Annotated in this window: 10 protein-coding genes; 6 read left to right on the top strand and 4 right to left on the bottom strand. The window is 66.9% G+C overall.

What is annotated here, in order from left to right; translation table 11 throughout:
- The 3 genes from AC1D02_RS04260 to AC1D02_RS04250 are packed head-to-tail and all read right to left on the bottom strand — an operon-like array spanning window position 1 to window position 7,626.
- Window positions 1-852 carry a CheR family methyltransferase gene (locus AC1D02_RS04260; RefSeq protein ID WP_477314065.1) on the bottom strand — a complete coding sequence of 284 codons (852 nt, stop codon included), beginning with the start codon at window positions 850-852 and terminating at the stop codon, window positions 1-3.
- Window positions 840-5,738, bottom strand: coding sequence for a hybrid sensor histidine kinase/response regulator (locus tag AC1D02_RS04255; RefSeq protein ID WP_477315349.1), 4,899 nt, complete (start codon window positions 5,736-5,738; stop codon window positions 840-842). Before AC1D02_RS04255 ends, AC1D02_RS04260 begins: the two co-directional genes overlap by 13 nt.
- The gene (locus tag AC1D02_RS04250; RefSeq protein WP_477314063.1) at window positions 5,731-7,626 is read right to left on the bottom strand and encodes a putative bifunctional diguanylate cyclase/phosphodiesterase; all 1,896 of its coding nucleotides are present in this window, start codon (window positions 7,624-7,626) and stop codon (window positions 5,731-5,733) included. Before AC1D02_RS04250 ends, AC1D02_RS04255 begins: the two co-directional genes overlap by 8 nt.
- A 397-nt stretch (window positions 7,627-8,023) precedes the next feature.
- On the opposite strand from AC1D02_RS04250, the gene AC1D02_RS04245 reads away from it, so the two are divergent.
- A complete protein-coding gene (locus AC1D02_RS04245) occupies window positions 8,024-8,761 on the top strand; it encodes an autoinducer binding domain-containing protein (protein ID WP_477314061.1) in 738 nt (245 codons plus the stop codon).
- On the opposite strand, the gene AC1D02_RS04240 is transcribed toward AC1D02_RS04245, so the two are convergent.
- A complete protein-coding gene (locus tag AC1D02_RS04240; protein WP_477314059.1) occupies window positions 8,736-9,023 on the bottom strand; it encodes a helix-turn-helix domain-containing protein in 288 nt (95 codons plus the stop codon). The genes AC1D02_RS04245 and AC1D02_RS04240 overlap by 26 nt on opposite strands.
- 148 nt (window positions 9,024-9,171) lie before the next feature.
- Here AC1D02_RS04240 and AC1D02_RS04235 point away from each other — a divergent pair, with 148 nt between their 5' ends.
- From AC1D02_RS04235 to recD, 5 genes are all read left to right on the top strand, one after another.
- A complete protein-coding gene (locus AC1D02_RS04235) occupies window positions 9,172-9,759 on the top strand; it encodes an acyl-homoserine-lactone synthase (RefSeq protein ID WP_477314057.1) in 588 nt (195 codons plus the stop codon).
- Window positions 9,760-9,977: 218 nt separating this feature from the next.
- Complete coding sequence (locus tag AC1D02_RS04230) at window positions 9,978-12,686, top strand: hybrid sensor histidine kinase/response regulator (protein ID WP_477314055.1); 2,709 nt, start codon at window positions 9,978-9,980, stop codon at window positions 12,684-12,686.
- Between the two features lie 73 nt (window positions 12,687-12,759).
- Window positions 12,760-16,137, top strand: a complete 3,378-nt coding sequence (gene recC / locus AC1D02_RS04225) for an exodeoxyribonuclease V subunit gamma (protein WP_477314053.1) — start codon at window positions 12,760-12,762, stop codon at window positions 16,135-16,137.
- Window positions 16,134-19,748, top strand: coding sequence for an exodeoxyribonuclease V subunit beta (gene recB, locus AC1D02_RS04220; protein WP_477314051.1), 3,615 nt, complete (start codon window positions 16,134-16,136; stop codon window positions 19,746-19,748). Before recC ends, recB begins: the two co-directional genes overlap by 4 nt.
- A complete protein-coding gene (gene recD / locus AC1D02_RS04215; protein ID WP_477314049.1) occupies window positions 19,745-21,646 on the top strand; it encodes an exodeoxyribonuclease V subunit alpha in 1,902 nt (633 codons plus the stop codon). Before recB ends, recD begins: the two co-directional genes overlap by 4 nt.
- Window positions 21,647-21,666 lie beyond the last annotated feature (20 nt).

The raw sequence follows: 21,666 nt of genomic DNA, 5'->3' as shown, positions 1-21,666 counted from the left end.
TCAGGCGACGCGCTTGTACCAGGGCTGGTTCGAAAAAACCGCCTGGTAGCTGGCCGCCAGCGGGTCGCCATCGGACATCTGCCGGTCCAGTCCCAGCACGCCGAACAGCGACAGGCTGTCGTGGAACAGGCGCAGCACGCGCTGGCGCAGCAGCGGGCCGAAGTCGGGCAGGGCGCGCTGGCACGCGATCATCTGGAATTCGTTGAACGAGGCGTCCGTCACCACGTTGTACTGGGCCCAGGTGATGCGCTCGCGCAGCGATGCGATCAGCACCGCCCGGCCGTCAGCGACGTCGAAATAATCGGACAGTGGCGCCGTGCCGCCGCTCCTGAGATAGTTTTCCTGATACTCCGCCAGGCGCTCGGCCGGGATGCTGGCCAGCTGCGCCGCGGCCACCATCTCTTCGTTCGCCACCGTGGCGTAGATCTCGGTGCGCAGGTGCAGCTGCTCCTCGGCCAGCAGGATCGCCAGCGACCATGCTTCTTCGGCGCCCGCGCATTCGGCCAGCCACACTTTTGGAACGGCCGACGCGCGCAGGCACGACGCCAGCACGATGCGCGCCTGGCGCGCCCGCTCCGGGTCGTCGAACAGCGCGGCCGGCTGCACCGACAGAGCGCGCAGCAGGGCGGGGCCCGCGCCCGGTTCATGCAGCACCCGGTCCTGCAGCGACGAGACGGTGGTCAGTCCGCGCCCCTGCATTTGCTGGTGCAGCTTGCGCCGCAGCGTGGGCCTGTCGTAGGCCCTGAAATCGTAGCCGAAGCGCTGGAACAACGCCTCCAGCAGCAGCTCGATTTCAAGTTCTTCCGTCGCCAGTCCGGCTTCCATCGCCAGATACCCGGTCAATGCAGCCATACCCGCATCAGCGACAGCAGCTGGGCCACGTCGACCGGCTTGGTGATGTAGTCGGAGGCGCCGGCGGCGATGCACTTGTCGCGGTCGCCCTTCATCGCTTTCGCGGTCAGCGTGATGATCGGCAGCGACTTGAACTTCGGAATGCGCCGGATCGCGCGCATCGTGTCGTAGCCGTCCATCTCCGGCATCATGATGTCCATCAGGACGATCTCGATGGTCGGGTCCTTCTCCAGCACCTCGATGCCGTCGCGGCCGTTTTCGGCGAACGACACCTGCATCTGCTGTCGCTCGAGCAGCGAGGACAGCGCGAAGATGTTGCGCAGGTCGTCGTCGACGATCAGCACCTTGCGTCCGGCCAGGCCGCCGTCGGCCGCATGGATCTCCTCGAGCATGCGGCGCTGCAGTTCAGGCAGCGAGGCGTGCGAACGGTGCAGGAACAGCGCCGTCTCGTCGAGCAGGCGCTCGGGCGAACGGGCGTCCTTGATCACGATGGTCTTGGCGTAGCGCTTGAGCTTCGTCACTTCCTTCTTGTTCAGCTCCTTGGCGGTGTAGATCACGATCGGCAGGTCGCGCAGGTTCGGCTCCTTGCCGATCACGTCGAGCAGGTCGAAGCCGCTGATGTCGGGCAGGGTCAGGTCCAGCACCATGCAGTCGAAGTGCGACGAGCGCAGCGCCTCGAGCGCCTGGGCGCCGGTTTCCACCGCGACGATGCGCAGGTCGGAGTCGCCGATCAGCGACACGATCGAATCGCGCTGCATCTTCTCGTCGTCCACCACCAGCAGGCTGCGCTTGCCGCCCATCAGGAACTTCTGGATGCGGGTGAATTCCTCCTGCAGCGCCTCGCGCGACACCGGCTTGTTGATGTACGAGATGGCGCCCTGGCGCAGCGCGCGCTCGCGCTCGCGCAGGCTGGACATCACGTGCACCGGGATGTGGCGCGTGCTCGGATCGCGTTTCAGGCGGTCGAGCACCGTGAAGCCGTCGATGTCGGGCAGGTCGAGGTCGAGCAGGATGGCCGACGGCAGGTAATCGCGCGCCATCGACAGCACCGAGTCGCCCAGGTGGGTGACGATGCCCTTGAAGTTCTTCTCGCGGGCGAATTCCAGCACCATTTCGGCGAAGGTTTCGTCATCCTCGACGATCAGCACCGAAGGGTCGCCCGGTGCGATCAGGCCGCGGTCGTCCGGCATCGAATTGAATTCGACCACCTGGACCGAACTCGGCGCGGTCGGCTGCGGAGCGACTTCGTTCTCCAGCTGCAGCGTGTTGGCGTACACCACCTGGGCCGGCGGCGGCGCCATCCGCGCAGGCTGCGGCTGGCGCGCCTGGTCGTAGTTGATGAAGCCGGCGCGATTGTAAGGCAGGAACAGGGTAAAGGTGGAACCGGTGTTGACCACCGATTCGACCCGGATCTCGCCGCCCAGCAGACGCGCCAGTTCGCGCGAAATCGACAGTCCAAGTCCGGTGCCGCCGTACTTGCGGGCGGTCGAGCCGTCGGCCTGCTGGAACGCTTCGAAAATCAGCTGCAGCTTGTCGGCGGCGATACCGACGCCGGTGTCGCGCACCGAGAACGCCAGCACCGCGTCGGCGTGCACCAGGCTCGGATGGTCGCTGGTCCAGCCGCTGGTGACCAGCGAGATGTTCAGCGCGACCTGGCCGTGGCTGGTGAACTTGAACGCGTTCGACAGCAGGTTTTTCAGCACCTGCTGCAGGCGCGTGGTGTCGGTCATCACGGCGGTCGGCAGGGTGTCCGCCAGTTCGACCGTGAAGCCCAGGTGCTTGGCTTCGGCCATGTGGCGGAAGGTGCGGTCGACGTAGTTGCGCAGGTTCGCGAAGCGGTACTCGGAGACGTCCAGCGTCACGGTGCCGGACTCGATCTTCGACAGGTCGAGAATGTCGTTAATCAGCGTCAGCAGGTCGGAACCGGAGCCGTGGATGGTCTTCGCGAATTCCACCTGCTTGCCCGACAGGTTGCCCTCGGGGTTATCCGACAGCTGCTGCGCCAGGATGAGCAGGGAGTTGAGCGGGGTGCGCAGCTCGTGCGACATATTCGCCAGGAACTCGGATTTGTACTTGGAGGACAGCGCCAGCTGGGTCGCCTTTTCTTCCAGCGCCAGCTTGGCCTGCTCCACCTCCCGGTTCTTCCGTTCCACCTCGATGTTCTGCTCGGACAGCAGGCGCGCCTTCTCCGCCAGCTCCTGGTTGGTCTGCTGGAGCTCTTGCGCCAGCGACTGCGACTGGGTCAGCAGCGACTCGGTCCGGCTGTTCGCCTCGATGGTGTTCAGCACCACGCCGATCGACTCCATCAGCTGGTCGAGGAAGGACAGGTGGGTTTCGGTGAAGCGGTCCAGCGATGCGATCTCGATGACCGCCTTGACCTGCTGCTCGAACAGGATCGGCAGCACCACGATGTTGGTCGGCGGCGCCGCGCCCAGGCCCGACGAGACGACGATGTAATCGCGCGGCACATCGGTCAGCCAGATGCGGGTTTTCTCGACCGCGCACTGTCCGACCAGGCCTTCGCCCGGCAGGAAGGAGGTGGCGAGCTTGCGGCTGGAACGGTAGCCGTAGCTGGCGATCATGCGCAGGCGCGCATCCATCTCCTGCGAGTCCATCATGTAGAACACGCCGTGGTGCGCCGACACCAGCGGCGCCAGCTCGGACAGGATCAGCTTCGTCACCGCCTGCAAGTCGCGCTGGCCCTGCAGCAGTCGCGTGAAGCGCGCCAGGTTGGTCTTGAGCCAATCCTGCTGCGCGTTCTTCTGCGTGGTTTCCTTCAGGTTTCGGATCATCTCGTTGATGTTGTCCTTCAGGTAGGACACCTCGCCGCGCGCCTCCACCTGAATCGAACGGGACAAGTCGCCTCGCGTCACCGCGGTCGCCACTTCACCGATCGCGCGCATCTGGTTGGTCAGGTTTGCCGCCAGCTGGTTGACGTTCTCGGTCAAGTCCTTCCAGGTGCCGCCGACGCCCGACACGTTCGCCTGGCCGCCCAGCTTGCCCTCGGTACCCACCTCGCGCGCCACACGGGTCACTTCGGATGCGAACGAAGACAGCTGGTCCACCATCACGTTGATGGTGTCTTTCAGTTCCAGGATCTCGCCCTTCACGTCCACGGTAATCTTCTTCGACAAGTCGCCTCGGGCCACCGCGGTCGTCACCGCCGCGATGTTACGCACCTGGCCCGTCAGGTTCGACGCCATGAAGTTCACATTGTCGGTCAAGTCTTTCCAGGTGCCGCCGACGCCCGGCACGTATGCCTGGCCGCCCAGCTTGCCCTCGGTACCCACCTCGCGCGCCACCCGGGTCACCTCGGATGCGAACGAAGACAATTGGTCCACCATCACGTTAATCGTGTTTTTCAGCTCGAGAATCTCGCCCTTCACGTCCACGGTAATCTTCTTGGACAGGTCGCCGTTCGCCACCGCCGTCGTCACGTCGGCGATGTTACGCACCTGGCCCGTCAGGTTCGACGCCATGAAGTTCACGTTGTCGGTCAAGTCCTTCCAGGTGCCGCCCACGCCCGGCACGTTCGCCTGGCCGCCCAGCTTGCCCTCGGTACCCACCTCGCGCGCCACCCGGGTCACTTCGGATGCGAACGAGTTCAATTGGTCGACCATCACGTTAATGGTGTTTTTCAGCTCGAGAATCTCGCCCTTCACGTCCACCGTGATCTTCTTCGACAAGTCGCCGTTCGCCACCGCGGTCGTCACGTCGGCGATGTTTCGCACCTGGCCGGTCAGGTTACCCGCCATCGAGTTCACCGAGTCGGTCAAGTCCTTCCAGGTGCCGGCCACGCCCTTCACCTGCGCCTGGCCGCCCAGCTTACCCTCGGTACCCACCTCGCGCGCCACCCGGGTCACTTCGGAGGAGAACGAGGACAACTGGTCCACCATCACGTTAATCGTGTTTTTCAGTTCGAGAATCTCGCCCTTGACGTCCACGGTAATTTTCTTGGACAGGTCGCCGTTCGCCACCGCGGTCGTCACCGTCGCGATGTTACGCACCTGTCCCGTCAGGTTCGACGCCATGAAGTTCACGTTGTCGGTCAAGTCCTTCCAGGTGCCGCCGACGCCCGGCACGTATGCCTGGCCGCCCAGCTTTCCTTCGGTACCCACCTCGCGCGCCACCCGGGTCACCTCGGATGCGAACGATCGCAGCTGGTCCACCATCACGTTGATGGTGTCCTTCAGCTGCAGAATCTCGCCGCGCACGTCCACCGTAATCTTTTTCGACAAGTCGCCGTTCGCCACCGCGGTGGTCACCTCGGCGATGTTACGCACCTGCGACGTCAGGTTACCCGCCATCGAGTTCACCGAGTCGGTCAAGTCCTTCCAGGTGCCGGCCACGCCTTTTACCTGCGCCTGGCCGCCCAGCTTGCCCTCGGTACCCACTTCGCGCGCCACGCGCGTCACTTCCGACGAGAACGAGGAGAGCTGCTCCACCATCGTGTTCGCGGTGGTCGCCGCGCGCAGGTACTGGCCCTTGAGCGGGTGGCCGTCCACTTCCAGCGCCATGGTCTGCGACAGGTCGCCTTTCGCCACGGCGCCGATGACGCGCGCCATTTCGGTGGTCGGGCGCACCAGGTCGTCGATCAGCGTGTTGACGGAGCTGATGATGGTCTGCCAGCCGCCGGCCACGTTCGGCACCGCGGCGCGCTGGGTCAGGCGGCCTTCGCGTCCGACCACGCGCGACACTTCGGTCACCGCCTTGACCATCTTTTCCTTGGTCTCGATGATGTCGTTCATGGTGTCGGCGATCTTGCCGGCCACGCCAGTCCAGTCGGACGGCATGCGCGCGGTAAAGTCGCCCTTCTTTAACGCCATCAGCGTGGAAAGCAGGAGCTTGGCGTCAAGCTCCTCAATGAAATCGCTCATGTTATTCATCGACATTGTCCTCGTTTTTTCGGAGTGGAAGTGGTGGCCGGATCTGGGTCCGGCTCGTGATGGTGGAGTGATTCGGGCCGGCGGACGCCAGCAGGTCGGAAACGGTGTCGGCCGCCAGCGGCTGGCTGACCAGCGCGCCCTGGTACTGGTCGCAGCCGAGGGTGCGCAGCAGGGCGAGCTGTTCTTCGGTGTCGACGCCTTGCGCCAGCACCGACAGGTTGAGCGCGCGCGCCAGGTGGATGATCGCCGCGACCATGTCGGCGCCGCCAGGCGCGCCGAGGTCGCGCACGAAGGCGCAATCGATCTTGATGGCGTCGAACGGGAGATCGCGCAGCGCCGTCAGCGAAGCGCCGGCGCTGCCGAAATCGTCCACCGCCAGGCGAACGCCGGCCGCGCGCAGCGGTTGCAGTACCGCGCGCGCCTGGTCGGGATCGGCCAGCAGGTGTTCGGCGATTTCCAGTTCGAGCCAGCCGGATTCGAGTCCGCATCTGGTCAGGTGGGTCGCTATCCAGCCCGCCAGGGCCGGCTCGATACGGGTGCCGGCCAGGTTGACCGAGATCGGCAGCGCCTGGCCCTGCCTATGCCATTGCGACGCTTGTTTGCACGCCGCGCCGATGGTCCACTCGCTGACCCGTTCGAGCAGGGCGCGTTCGGTCACCTGCGGCAGGAAGCCAGGCGCCGCGAGCAGGCCCTGGCTACGGTGGCGCCAGTGCAGCAGCGCTTCGACGCCAGCCAGCGCGCCGCTCGCCGTATCGGCCTTCGGCAGGAACAGCAAGGTCAGTTCGTCGTTGTCGAGCGCCTGCTGCAGCTCGGCGGCCCAGCGCGCGCGTTCGACTTCGCGCGTATTCAGCTCCTCGCGGAAGAATTCGATGCTGCCGCGGCGTTGCCGCTTGGCGTGGTACATCGCGAAATCGGCGTTGCGCAGCAGGGTGGCGGCGTTGGGCGCGTCCTGCGGATACAGGCCGATGCCGATGCTGGCCGCGGCGCGCAGCTGCTGGCCGGCGATCGCGAACGGCTCCATGTTGGCCTGCTCGATCTTGCGCGCCACGCCGGCCGCGTTGGCGGAGGCCCCGGGGCCTTCGAGCAGCACGACGAATTCGTCGCCGCCCAGGCGCGCCACCACGTCGGACGCGCGCACCGCCGCGAGCAGGCGCGCGGCGACCTGGCGCAGCAGTTCGTCGCCGGTCTCATGGCCGAAGGTGTCGTTGATGCGCTTGAACTGGTCGAGGTCGAGAAACAGCAGCGCGAATTCGCCGGCGTGGCGGTCGGCGTAGGCCACCGCGTGCTCCAGCTGCTGGATCAGCGCGCGGCGGTTCAGCAGGCCGGTCAGGCCGTCGCGAATCGACAGTTCGTGGGCGCGCTGCTCGGCCAGTTTGCGCTCGGCCACCTCGAGTTCGAGTTCGCCGTTGATGCGTTCGAGGTCCTGCAGGCGCTGGGCGCCGAGGTCGTCGTACAGGCGCGCCAGTTCCTCGGTCTTGGCCACCAGCGCCAGGTTGTACTTGGTCAGCTCGACGAACACCCGCACCTTGGTCTGCAGGATCTGCGGAATCACCGGGGTAAACAGGTAGTCGACGGCGCCGGCCTGGTAGGCCTTCAGGCGGTGCAGGTCGTCCGGGTAGTGGGCGGTGATGAAGATGATCGGCACCGCCAGCGAGCGCGGATGCGAGTGGATCGCCTCGGCGGTCTGGTAGCCGTCCATGCCCGGCATGTTCACGTCGAGCAGGATGACGGCGAATTCGTGGGTCAGCACTTCGCGCAGCGCCTGCTGGCCGGAGGTCGCCGTGATCAGCTCGTACTCGTTGTCGCGCGTCGCTTCGGCCAGCGCGGTCTCCAGCGCGAGCAGGCTCGCCGCGTCGTCGTTGACAAGGAGGACTTTGGGGATTTGCACGTCTGGACGGGACCTGTTCAGTTTAATGGGGCGTTAATTGGGACTGCGGGTCCGGCTCACGATACTCTTGTGAAATTCTACGTCAAGCGAGGGGCGCGGCGAAGGCTGCCTCACACCCACTTTGGCAAAATAACAACAACCGTTCTATCGTAATCAGCGCAGAATAACGCTAGAGAACTTTCCGAGGCGCACGATACGATGGCACTGCGGAAGCAGGCCTGTCCCATGAGGATCAGGCGTGATAATCCGAGAGAAAGCCCGCCGCCACCGGCCCCACCTTCTGATGAAATTATTTCGCAAAACCGGTCACGTGACCATTGAGTTTTGATAAAAAGTCAACTACGATCTAGACTCAGCAGCCGTGAGAGTTTGCAACTTTCGCAAGTGAGGAGGAAACATGGTCGAGATCAGTCAGTTGATGCGGTTGATCAATAGCAACTCGGAAGCGGCATGGAGCGGTGCGTTGTTCGATCTGGCCTCGGCGCTGGGTTTCGAGTCGGTGATGTATGCCGCCTTGCCGACGAAACACGCGAATCTCGAGACTTCCTTTCTGCACAGCAATTATTCGGACAAGTGGCGCCAGCATTACGAAACCCAGAAGCTGCACTACGTCGATCCCACTGTGCAACACTGCATGACCAGCGTGCTGCCCCTGGTGTGGGAGCCCGACGCCTTTGTGCAGGAGCAGCAGCACGCTTTGTATGAAGAGGCGAGCCACTTCGGCATTCGCTCCGGTATCACTTTACCCATGCACGGCTGCAACGGCGAAGCGGGCTTGATCAGTTTTGCCACCGACGTCCTGCCCGGAAAGGTCTTCACCGAACGGGTAGCGCATTTCCTGGCCGATCTGTCGCTGGTGCGCGATTACGCATTTCAATCGTCGCTGAAATACATGCGCGCGCACGGCACCGCGGAACCGGTGCCGCACCTGACCAAGCGCGAGCTCGAAGTGCTCAAATGGGTGATGGCCGGCAAATCGTCCTGGGAAATTTCCAGGATCACCGATTGTGCCGAAGCCACCGTGAATTTTCATATTTCCAACATCCGCCAGAAATTCGGCGTCAACACGCGGCAGCAGGCGCTGGTCAAGGCGATCGCGCTCGGCATCGTTACTCCAGAAGATCACCATCGCTGAGCTTGCCGTTCACGTACAACCTGAGCAGCAAGGCCACCGGGGGCGGCACGCCCAAGCCTGTTTCGAAGCGGCTGCCGCTTGACTGGGTCACGCCGAAGCGGGCCCAGAATGTCGCCTGGCTTTCCCTTTTGCTGATCCGGAACTGGCGCAGGCCCGCTGCGCCCGGCGCGCGCAGCTGCAGCGGCGCCACGTAGGGGTCGTTTGCTGCGTACGAGACGGCTTCTTCCGCCACCACCACCTGAAGATTGTAGTCCTGGTCCATTTCGCTTCCCTCGCTTTGGCAAATATCTGCAGTATTCCACCTCGCCGTCCGGTTTCCAGCTATCACTTCTGCTAGTTATGCAAATGCCATATTTGTCCGATTCTGGATGCACGTTGCATAACTTCTTGAAAGAAAGCGAGGCAATAAAATGGTCATGAACATCCAAATCGCAGCACGCAAAGACTTCAAATCACGGGACCTGTGGGAAATGCACAAGCTGCGTGCCAAGGTTTTCAAGGACCGCCTCGGCTGGGAGGTGCCAGTGCTGAGCGGCATGGAAATCGACGGTTACGACGCCCTTGATCCGTACTACATGATGATCCGGGAGCCAGGGTCGAGCGCGCTGCGCGGCTGCTGGCGCCTGCTGCCGACCGAAGGCCCCTACATGCTCAAGGACTCTTTCTCCGAACTGCTGCACGGCGAGCCGGCGCCGGAAGATCCGCACACCTGGGAGCTGAGCCGCTTCGCCATCGAAACCGACTGCGACTCCCGCTTCGGCCTGTCGCAGATCACCATGGAATCGTTTTCCGAAATGGTGCTGTATGGCCGCCGCAATGGAATTGACCGCTATGTCACCGTGACCACCACTTCCCTGGAGCGGCTGGTGCGCCGCGCCGGGGTCAACATTACACGGCTCGGTCCGCCGGTTCAGATCGGCATCGAGCAGGCCGTTGCCCTGTACATCGACGTGGAGGCGACCTACGCCGCCTTGTTCGAGCAGCGGCTCGCCTCCTAGCAAGCGGGCGGTGGCGCGCCGGACAGGGCCGGCGCGCGCACCATCGCAAGTTCCCTGAAATCGCAGGCGCAGTATTTACCGATTGGCAAGCGTATTTTTAAATTTTGCAGAATTGCCACAGTCCCCAGATCTTGGCGAAATTCAATAGTATCCTTGGTGAATATCGCGGCGCCCGACGGCGCCGTTCCGCGCCAAGCGAACCGGGGGCAGGTACGAAGATGACGCAAGCGATCATGCGCAGCGTGCGCAGCACCTTGGCCGGCAATGCGCCGGCGCAGTTCCTTTTCTGGGGCGCCGGCGCCGCATTTTCGTTGCTGGTGGCCGCCGCCATGTATGCGATGGCGGTGCGCACGGTGGAGGAGGACGCGCGCCAGCGCTTCGACAGCATCGCCCGCAGCGCCCAGATCGCGCTGCAGGCGCGCCTCGACACCTTCTACCAGCTGGGGCGCGGCGCCGCCGCGCTGTACGAGGCAGCCGACGCGCCGCTCACGCGCGCGCAGTTCCAGCGCTATGTCGACTCGCTGCAGGTCGGACGCCATTTTCCGGCGGTCGAGCGGATGTCGTTCGCCAGCCCTGGACAGCAGGTCGGGATCGAGATCCCGGGCGCGCCGCCGGCGGCGCCCGGCAAGCCGCGCATGGCCATCGAACTGCCCGCGTACCGCGATGGCGCGCCGGCCGGCGCCGTCGGGATCGACTTCGGGGTGGCCGCTCTGGCGCGCGAGGTGATCGACCAGGTCGCGGTGCCGGGCCTGGAGATGGCGCTGTATTCGGGCGCCGGCGACGCCAGCCTGCTGTTCGGCGACGGCGCCCCGCGCGACACCGGCCTCCGGAAGGTGCTGCCGGTGGACTTCAACGGCAGCGCGTGGCGGGCCCGCTTCAGCATGCGCAGGTCCGACCTGTACAACCGCTTCGACCGGGTGCTGCCGATGGCCGCGCTGCTGACGGGGCTGGCCTGCAGCATGCTGATCGCCGGCTTTTTCATCCGCATGTACTGGTCGCGGCGCGAACAGTTCGAGCAGCGCCACCTGCTCGACACGGTGCTCGACACGGTCGAGGCGCACGTCTACATGAAGGACCGCGAGCGCCGCTACACCTATATAAATGCGCGCACCGCCGAGGCGATGGGGCGCAAGCCGCACGAAGTGACCGGAAAAATCGACCGCGACATTTTGCCTGCGGCCCTGGCCGATGCTTACTGGGAGCAGGACCGCCAGGTGTTCGAATCGGGCGAGCACCAGGCCGGCCAGCACCAGTTCACCCAGCTCGATGGGGAGGTGCGCCAGTTCTGGACCGTCAAGGTGCCGGTGATCCGGGCCGGCGAGGTGTGCGCGGTGATCGGCCTGTCGACCGACGTCACCGAGCTCGATAAGCTCAAGGCGCAGGCCGACGCCGCCAATCTGGCCAAGAGCAACTTCCTCTCGAATATGAGCCACGAGATCCGTACGCCGATGAACAGCATCATCGGCATGGCCCACCTGGCGCTCAAGTCGGTGACCAGCCCCAAGCAGCGCGACTATCTCGACAAGATCTACCATTCGAGCCAGCACCTGATGGGCATCATCAACGACATCCTCGACTTTTCCAAGATCGAAGCGGGCAAGCTCGAACTCGAAGCGGTCGATTTCGGGTTCGCCATCCTGATGCAGGACATCGCCAACCAGCTGGGCGACGCCGCCGCGGCGCGCGGCCTGGCGCTCGAATTCGACATTTCGCCCGACTTGTCGCATCAGTTGCGCGGCGATCCGCTGCGTCTCGAACAGGTGCTGCTCAATTTCACCGGCAACGCCATCAAATTTTCCGAGAACGGCGTTGTGCACATCCGCGCCTGGCCGTTGCAGGAATCGGACAACGATACGCTGGTGCACTTCGAAGTGCAGGACAGCGGCATCGGCATGACCCAGGCGGAAATGGGAGAGCTGTTCAAGTCCTTCCACCAGGCCGACCCCTCGACCACCCGCAAGTACGGCGGCACCGGCCTCGGGCTGGTGATCAGCAAGCAGCTGGTCGAACTGATGGGCGGCAGCGTCGGCGTCGAGAGCGCGCCCGGCATGGGCAGCACGTTCTGGTTCACCGCGCGCCTCGGCAAGGGTGTCAGCTTCATGCGCGCCGGGCCCGAACCGGTGCCGCAGGAGATGCTCGACCAGGTCGCCGGCGCCGCCGTGCTGCTGGTCGAGGACAACGTGTTCAGCCAGCAGGTGGGACAGGAACTGCTGGAGGAGGCCGGGGCGCGCGTGGTCGTCGCCAACAACGGCAAGGAAGCGATCGACCTGATGCTGCGCCAGCGCTTCGACTGCGTGCTGATGGACCTGCAGATGCCGGTGATGGACGGCTTCGAGACCACTCGCATCATCCGCAGCGACCCGCGCCTGCGCGACACGGTGGTGATCGCGCTGACCGCCAACGCGGGGCGCGACGACCAGGACCGCGCTTTTGCCGCCGGCATGAACGAATTCGTCACCAAGCCGACCTCGCCCAACCAGCTGTTCGAGGTGATCGCACACTGGATGCGCCAATGTCCGGTGCGCGCCCCCGAGCCGGCGGCGGCGGCGCCGGAGCCGGATCCGTCCGCCGAACCCTCCGGCATGCTCGACATGGCCGCGCTGGCGCTGACCTTCGGCGGCAACCAGGACAAGATGCGCAAATATGCCTTCATGTTCCTCGACGCCGCGCGCGACGGCCTGGCCGACGCCGCCGAGGCGCTGGCGCGGGACGACCTGGAGCGTGCGGCCGACATCGGGCACCGCCTCAAGGCGTCGGCGAAGGCGGTCGGCGCTATGGATTTCGCCTATTTGTGCGCGCGGCTCGAACAGCAGCGGGTGGGCGGCGCCCTCGCCGACGCCGGCGCGCTGATCGAACGGCTGGCCGCGCTGCGCGAGGAACTGGTGCAGCATATGGCGATGGAGCTGGGCGAAGCGGCGGCCGGCTGACGGCGGCCCTACCGCCGCGGCCCTAAAAATAGTATGCTGTGGCGCTGCCGACCCGGCGCCTTAACGGAACACCATGGCATCTCCCGTCACCCCCGGCCTTCTCATCCTGCACGGTAACCAGATGGAGCAATTGCGCGCCGCCGTATTCGGCTGGCTGCGCAACCATCCGCTGGCGCCGCTCGAGTCCGAGATCGTGCTGGTGCAGTCGAACGGGGTGGCCGAATGGCTGAAGATCGCGCTGGCCGAGGAGGCCGGCGTGTGCGCCGCGACCCGCGTCGCGCTGCCGGCGCGCTTCCTGTGGGAGGCCTACCGCGGCATGCTGGGCGCCGACCGCGTTCCCCGGCGTTCGCCGTTCGACAAGGCGCCGCTGACCTGGCGCCTGATGCGATTGCTGCCGGCGCTGCTGGCAAGCGAGGGCTTCGAACCCTTGCGCCACTTCCTTGGCGACGGCGACCCGGAACGCCGGCTGCAGCTGGCCGAGCGCCTGTCCGACCTGTTCGATCAGTACCAGGTGTACCGGGCCGACTGGCTGGAAGACTGGGCCGCCGGCCGCGACGTGCTGCGCGGCGCGCGCGGCGACGAACTGCCGCTGCCGGCGGACCAGCGCTGGCAGGCGCAGCTCTGGCGCGCCGTCAACGACAGCCTGGCGCCGGCATTGCGCCAATCGGGCCGCGCCACCATCCACCGCGAATTTGTGCGCGCCGCCGAATCGGGCGAGGTGCCGGCCGGACGCCTGGCGCGCCGCGTCGTCGTGTTCGGCATTTCGGCGCTGCCTTACCAGACCCTGGAAGCGCTGGCCGCGTTGTCGCGCCACTGCCAGGTGCTGCTGGCGGTGCCCAATCCCTGCCAGTTCTTCTGGGGCGACATCATCGAAGGGCATGCGCTGCTCAAGGCCGAGCGCCGGCGCCAGCGGCCCCGCGCCGGCCACGACCTGTCGGGCATCGCCATCGAAGACATGCACGCGCACAGCCATCCGCTGCTGGCGAGCTGGGGCCGGCAAGGGCGCGACTTCGTGCGCATGCTCGACGAATTCGACACCGAGGCGCAGGGCCGCTTCGAGAACATGCGGGTCGACCTGTTCAGCGAAGGCGAGGGCGCGACCCTGCTCGGCCAGGTGCAGGCGGCCGTACGCGACCTGCTGCCGCTGTCGGAGCATCCGCACCATGCGCGGGAGCAGGGCGACCGCTCGATCGAATTCCACGTCTGCCACAGCGTGCAGCGCGAAGTCGAAGTGCTGCACGACCAGCTTCTTGCATGGTTCGGCGCCGATACCACGTTGCGCCCGCGCGACGTGGTGGTGATGGTGCCCGACATCGACACCTTCTCGGCCGCCATCCACGCGGTATTCGACCAGCACAAGCGCAGCGACCCGCGCTTCATCCCGTTCGAGATCGGCGACGTCAAGGACCGCAGCGTCAATCCGCTGCTGGTCGCGCTGGAGTGGCTGCTGCGGCTGCCGCAGCAGCGCTGCCGCCAGAGCGAGGTGCGCGACCTGCTCGACGTGCCGGCACTGGCGTCGCGTTTCGGGCTGGACGGCGAGGACCTGCCCACCCTGGGCCAGTGGATCGAAGGCGCCAGCGTGCGCTGGGGACTGGACAAGCAGCACCGCGAAGGGCTGGGACTCGGCGCCGCGGGCGAGCAGAATGCCTGGATCTTCGGCGTTCGGCGCATGCTGCTCGGGTATGCCAGCGGCGCTGGCGCCAGCTTCGACGGCATCGAGCCGTATGCCGAAGTGGGCGGGCTCGATGCCGCGCTGGCCGGCTCGCTGGCGCAACTGATCGAAACCCTGCTGGCGTGGCGCGCTGCCCTGGCGCAGGCGCGCACGCCGGCCGAGTGGGGCGAACAGGCACGCGCGCTGCTGGCGGCGTTCTTCGACGCCACCGAGGAAGGCGACCGGCTCACGCTGGGCCAGCTGCAGGACGCGTTGCGGGACTGGCTCGAAACCTGCGAGAACGCCGAATTCGCCGAGGCGGTGCCGCTGGCGGTGCTGCGCGAAGCGTGGCTGGGGGCGCTCGACGAGCCGACCCTGAACCACCAGTTCGTGTCGGGCGGCGTGACGTTCTGTTCGCTGATGCCGATGCGCGCGGTGCCGTTCCGCGTGGTATGCCTGCTGGGCATGAATGACGGCGACTTCCCGCGCCGCGCGCGCCAGGCCGACTTCGACCTGCTGGCGCTGCCCGGCATGGCGCGCCCGGGCGACCGTTCGCGGCGCGACGACGACCGCTACCTGATGCTCGAAGCGCTGCTGGCGGCGCGCGACAAACTATATATAAGCTGGGTCGGGCGCAATGTGCGCGACAACAGCGAGCAGCCGGCCTCGGTGCTGGTGTCGCAATTGCGCGACTACCTGAAGGCGGGCTGGGAGCTGGACCTGCACGCCATGACCACCGAACACGCGCTGCAGCCATTCAGCCGGCGCTATTTCGAGCAGGGCGGCTTGCTGACGTATGCGGGCGAATGGCGCGCCGCGCATGCCGGGTCGATCGCCGACGGCGACGCGGTGCTGCCGCCGTTCGAACTGGAACCCGGCTACCAGCTGAAGCTCGGCGAACTGGCCAACTTCCTCAAGCAGCCGGCGCGTTACTTCTTCCGCCGCCGCCTGAGCGTCTGGTTCGCCGACGCCGAGGAACTGGGTCAGGACGAGGAACCGTTCGCCCTCGATGCGCTGGAGCGCTACTTCCTGGAAGACAGCCTGCTGGACGATTCCGGCGTTCCCGAACCGGAGGACGACGTGCGCGCCGCATTATCGGCGCGGGCGGAGCGGCTGGCGCGCGAAGGCGTGCTGCCGATCGGCCAGGCCGGCCGAATGTGGCAGGAAGACCTGGTCGGCGCGCTGGTGCCGGTGCGCACGGCGTGGCTGGCGCTGAACGCGCGCTTCCCGGACAGCGCGCCGAAACAGGCGGTCGGGCTGGATTTCGGCGGCATCCGGCTTGACGACTGGATCGACCGCCTGCGCGGCAACGGCGCCGAGACGGCGTGGCTGATGCAGATATCGTCGAAGGTGCTGGACAAGGAAAACCGGCCGCGCGGCGAGAAGCTGATCGGCCCGTGGCTGCGCCAGCTCGCGGCGGCCGCTTCCGGTCATCCGGTGTCGGGCTACCTGGTCGCGCGCGACGCGGTGGTGGCGATGGCGCCGCTGGATGCGCAGGCGGCGAACGCCGAACTGGCCGCGCTGGTGGCGTTATGGCGCCGGAACCTCGACCAGCCGCTGCCGGTTGCGTGCAAGACCGCGCTGGCGATGCTGGGCGCCGGAGATGCGCGCGCCACCTACGACGGCGGATTCCAGATCGGCGGCGAAGTCGAGGACCTCTGCCTGGCGCGCCTGTGGCCCGATTTCGCCGCCTTCAGCGCGAGCGGCGAATGGCTGGAGACGTCGAAGGCGCTGTATGGGCCCATGGCGCACTGGCTTGGCCAGGTTACGGTGACGCCGCTGGGCAAGGAGCAGCCATGAGCGAACTCCTGCGACCGATCGATTTTCCCCTGCACGGCTCGCGCCTGATCGAGGCCAGCGCCGGCACGGGCAAAACCTGGACCATCGCCGCCCTGTACGTGCGGCTGGTGCTGGGGCACGGCGGCGACGCCGGATTCGGACGCCCGCTGCTGCCATCCGAGATCCTCGTGATGACCTTCACTCGCGCGGCGACGCGCGAGCTGTCGAACCGCGTGCGCGAGCGGCTGATCGAGGCGGCGGCCTTCTTCCGATCCGACGATCCGCCGGAGGATCCGTTTCTGACCCCGCTGGCGCAGTCGTATCCGGGCCACGCCGAGCGTCGGCAGGCCGCGTACCGCCTCGTGATGGCGGCCGAGACCATGGACGAAGCGGCGATCTTCACGATCGACGCCTGGTGCCAGCGCATGCTGCGCGAGCACGCGTTCGACAGCGGCAGCCTGTTCGACGAGGAACTGGTCAGCGACGAACGCGCGCTGTTCGAGGACGCCGCGCACGACTACTGGCGCCAGAATGTCTATCCGCTCAACGACGCGGCGCTTGGCGCGCTGATGGCGTGCTGGAGCGACGTCGGCGCGCTCAAGCAGTCGGTGCGCGACCTGGTGAGCCGTTCGGGCGCGCTGGGCGGGACGCCGGACGAACCATTGGCCAGGCTGATCGCGCGTGTCCAGGAAGCGCGCCGCGCGCAACTGGCGCAACTGAAGGCGGGATGGACCGATCGCGCCAGCCAGATGGAGCGGTGGATCGCCGCCCAGCGCGAGGCGGCGCCGAAATGCTTCAACGGGAACAAGCTGCGGCCCGACTCGCTGGTCAAGTGGTTCGATGCGCTGCGCGCGTGGGCGGACGACCCGGAACTGCTGATGCCGGTGATGACGGACACCGCCTGGCATCGTCTGACTCCGGACGGCATCATGGACGCCTGCAGCAAGGACTTCATCGCGGATGTGCCGGAATGCTTCGAACACACGACGGCCTTGGGGGAAGCGCTCAAGGCGATTGAGCCGTTGTCGCACGCACTGTACCGCCACGCTGCGTGCAGTATCGCGCGCCGCATGGCCGAGCTGAAGATGCGCAGCCGCCAGTTCGGCTTTTCCGACATGCTCGAACGCCTGAAGGCCGCGCTGGAAGGCCCGAATGCCGCGGCGCTGCGCGACCGGATCTCCAGGCAATACCCGGTCGCGATGGTCGACGAGTTCCAGGACACTTCGCCCGACCAGTACGCGATCTTCAACCTGCTGTACCGGGTGGCGGAGAACGATCCGGCAAATGGCCTGTTCCTGATCGGCGACCCGAAGCAGTCGATCTACGGCTTCCGCGGCGCCGACATCCACAGCTACCTTTCGGCGCGCCGCGCCACCGAGGGCCGCCACTACAAGCTGGGCACCAATTTCCGCTCGACCAAGGCGCTGGTCAGCGCGGTCAACCAGCTGTTCATGCACGCCGAACAGGGACATGCCGCCGGCGCATTCCGGTTCAGGAAGGGCGAGGTGAACCCGCTGCCGTTCGATGCGGTGGGAGCGATCGATCGCAAGCAGCGGCTGGTGGGCGTGGCCGGGCCGTACCAGGCACTGGCGGTCTGCAGTTCCGACCGCGAGGACTTGCGCGCGGACGGCTACCGCGAGTTCTTCGCGCATCACTGCGCCGAGCATATCGTCGACATGCTCAACGATCCCGAAGTCGGCTTCGAGGAAAACGGCGCCTTCACGCGCCTGGCGCCGGCCGACATCGCCATCCTCGTGCGCGACCGCAAGGAAGCGGCCGCGATCCGGCGTGCGCTGAGCCAGCGCGACGTCAAGAGCGTCTACCTGTCGGACAAGGACTCGGTCGTCGACAGCGACGAAGCCGCCGACGTGCTGCGCTGGCTGCACGCGGTGGCCAATCCGCTGGACGGCGCTCTGGCGCGGGCGGCCTTCGCGACCCGCACCGCTGGTCTCTCGCTGGCGGCGCTGGCGCGCATCTCGTCGGACGAACTGGCGTGGGAAGAACGGGTCGAGCAGCTGAAGGCGCTGCACGTGGTCTGGCAGCGCCAGGGCGTGCTGGCGATGCTGCGCCGCTTCGTGCACGAATTGAACCTGCCTTCGACGCTGCTGGCCGAAGCGGGCGGCGAGCGTCGGCTGACCAACCTGCTGCACCTGGCCGAACTGTTGCAGTCGGCCAGCGGCGCGCTCGACGGCGAGCAGGCCCTGATCCGCTGGTTCGCCGAACAGGTGCAGGGACTGGGAGAGGGCGGCGACGAGCGCGTATTGCGCCTCGAGAGCGACGCCGAGCTGGTGAAGGTCGTCACGGTGCACAAGTCGAAGGGCCTGGAGTACCCGCTGGTGTACCTGCCGTTCGCCGTCACCGCACGCAAGACCGACCGCCGCAACCGCAGCTTCTTCGAATATGCCGGCGAGGACGGCGAACGCCTGGTCGACCTGGCGATGTCGGACCAGGCGCTGGAAGCGGTCGACCGCGCCCGCCTCGAAGAAGACCTGCGCCTGCTGTACGTGGCGCTGACGCGCGCGCGGCATTTCCTGTGGCTGGGCGTTGCCGCGATCGCCGCGCGGAAGGCCGGCGAGAACCAGCTGCACGAATCGGCGCTGGGCTACCTGCTGGGCGGCGGCGGCAGGATCGCCGCGGCCGACATGAACGGACACTGGGAACGGCTGCGCGGCGATCTCGACGCCATCGAACTGAAGCCGCTGGCGGCGCCTGAGGGCATGACGCGGCTCGCGCGCGCCGAAAACCTGCCGGAACTGGGGCCGGCGCCGGCGTTCACGGGCCGCTTCGAGCGCAACTGGTCGGTCGGTTCGTTTACCTCGCTGACGCGCCAGACGGGCGTGGCGCCGATGCGCGCGCAGGAAGAGACGCTGCTGGAAGAAGCGCCGCAGCAGGCGCCGCAGCGCACCGACGACGCGCCATGGCACCGCTTCCCGCGCGGCTCGGTCCCAGGCAACTTCCTGCACGAGCAGCTCGAATGGATGGCGCAGGAAGGATTCGCCCGCGTGGCCGACGAAGGTTTCGATGCCCGGCTGGGCGCGCGCTGCGACCGCGCCGGCTGGGGCAATCGCAAGGAAGACGCCATCGCGTGGCTGCGCGCGGTAGTCACCACGCCGCTGCCGCAACTAGGCGCGCCGCTGGCCGCGCTGGAGGGCGTGCTGCCCGAGATGGAGTTCTGGTTTCCGAGCCGCCACCTGGACAGCATCGCGCTCGACCAGCTGTGCGCCGATGCCTTGCTGGACGGCGTGGCGCGCCCGGTGCTGCCGGAGCGCCAGCTGCACGGCATGCTGAAAGGCTTCGCCGACCTGGTGTTCGAGCACGAAGGACGTTACTGGGTGCTCGACTACAAATCGAACTCGCTGGGCGCCGGAGACGCCGCGTACAGCCGGCCGGCGATGGCGGCCGGCATGGCGGCGCACCGTTACGACATCCAGGGCGCGATCTACATGCTGGCGCTGCACCGCCTCCTGAAAAGCCGGCTGGGCGACGACTACGACCCCGCATCGCAGCTGGGCGGCGCGGTGTTCCTGTTCCTGCGCGGGATCGCCAACACCGCCACGCGCGGCTGCTACCTGCTGGAACCTGACCTGGAACTGCTCGATGGCCTGGACCGGCTGCTGGGCGACGACTCATGACGACTACCGACCTGGCGCCCCTGTGGGCTGAAGTGACCACCCTGACCGAAGCGGGAGAGCTGCGCCGGCTGTCCGGCGCCTTCGCGCGCTTTATCGGCTCGGTGGGCGACGCCCCGGCGCCGCTGATGCTTGCCTGCGTGCTGCTGTCCGAGCTGGAGGGCCGCGGCCACAGCTGCCTGATGCTGGACGAACTGGCGGCGGATCCCTGCGCGCTGATGGGATGGGCCGACGAGCAGTGGCAGCCGCTGGCGGCGGCCGCCGGCCCATTGCCGAAGACGGCCAAGGCGTGGACGCAGCTGCTGGCCGGCGCCGCGCAGGTCTGGCATGCCGGCGAGTTGAGCTACGGCGAGCCGCTGGTGCTCGATGGCGAGCGCCTGTACCTGCGCCGCTACTGGCGCGACGAGACCACCGTCGCGACGACGGTCGGCGAGCGCGCGCGCCAGGCGCGGGAAGTCGACACCGCCAAGGTGCGCAAGTGGCTCGACAGCCTGTTCGCGTCGCACCGCGAAGCGGACAAGCCGGACTGGCAGAAGCTGGCCTGCGCCATCGCGTTGCGCGGCTCGGTGGCGATCATCACCGGCGGTCCCGGCACCGGCAAGACTTACACGGTGGCGCGCCTGCTGGCGCTGCTGCTCGCCACGGCGGACGATGCGGCCGGCCAGCGCATCGCGCTGGCTGCGCCGACCGGCAAGGCGGCGGCGCGGCTGAAGCAGTCGATCGACAAGGCGCTGAACGAACTGGCGGAGAAAGTGGGCGACGAACTGCCGCTGAAAAAACTGACCGAACGCATGGGCGCCGCGCGCACGCTTCACAGCCTGCTCGGCGCGCGGCCGGACACCCGGGCGTTCTCGCACAACCGCGGCAATCCGCTCGACGTCGACGTGCTGATCGTCGACGAGGCATCGATGGTGCACCTGGAGATGATGGCGGCGCTGCTGGATGCGCTGCCGGCCGGCGCGACCCTGGTCCTGCTGGGCGACAAGGACCAGCTGGCGTCGGTGGAGGCGGGCGCGGTGCTGGGCGACCTGTGCCACGATGCGCAGGCCGGCGGCTACGACGAGGCCACGATGGCGTACGCGCAGGCGGCGAGCGGCGAGATCATTCCGCCGGCGTTTCTCGGCGGCGCCGGCGCGCTGGCGCAGCAGACGGTGATGCTGCGCCACAGCCGGCGCTTCGGCGGCCCGATCGGCCAGCTGGCGCTGGCGGTCAATGCCGGCGGCGTCGGGCGCGCGGAGGAAGTGCTGCGCGGCGGCGCGGACGGCGTGCGCTGGATCGAACACGCGCAGCAGGGGCACGTGCTGCAGCTGGCGATCGACGGCTACCGGCCTTACCTGGAATCGATCAAGGATGGCGACCCGAAGGCGGTGCTGAAAAGCTTCGAGGACTTCCGGATCCTGTGCGCCGTGCGCGAGGGCGAGTGGGGCGTGTCGGGCCTGAACGCGGCGATCGAACAGAAACTGGAGGCGGCGCGCCTGATCCGCCGCCGCGGCGAATGGTACGTCGGGCGGCCGGTGATGGTGACGCGGAACGACTACGGCACCAAGGTGTTCAACGGCGACATCGGCCTGACGCTGGCCGATCCGGCGCGGCCCGATTCGCTCCGCGTTTATTTCCTCGAGGGCGACGAGGTGCGCAGCGTGCTGGCCACCCGGCTGCGCCACGTCGAGACGGCGTACGCGATGACGGTGCACAAATCGCAGGGTTCGGAGTTCAGGCACACCGTGCTGGTGCTGCCGAAGGCCGGCGGGGGGATGCTGGCGCGGGAGCTGGTCTACACGGGGATCACGCGGGCCAGCAAGGAGTTCACGCTGGTGACGCCGGCCAGCGCGGTGCTGGCGGAGGCGATCGGACGCAAGACCCGCAGGGCCAGCGGGTTGAGGGCGATGCTGGAAAGGTAGGCGCCTGCGACAAAACCGGG

It is taken from the genome of Massilia sp. P1_C10 (assembly GCF_056406475.1).
This window is presented reverse-complemented; position numbering and strand designations above follow the sequence as displayed.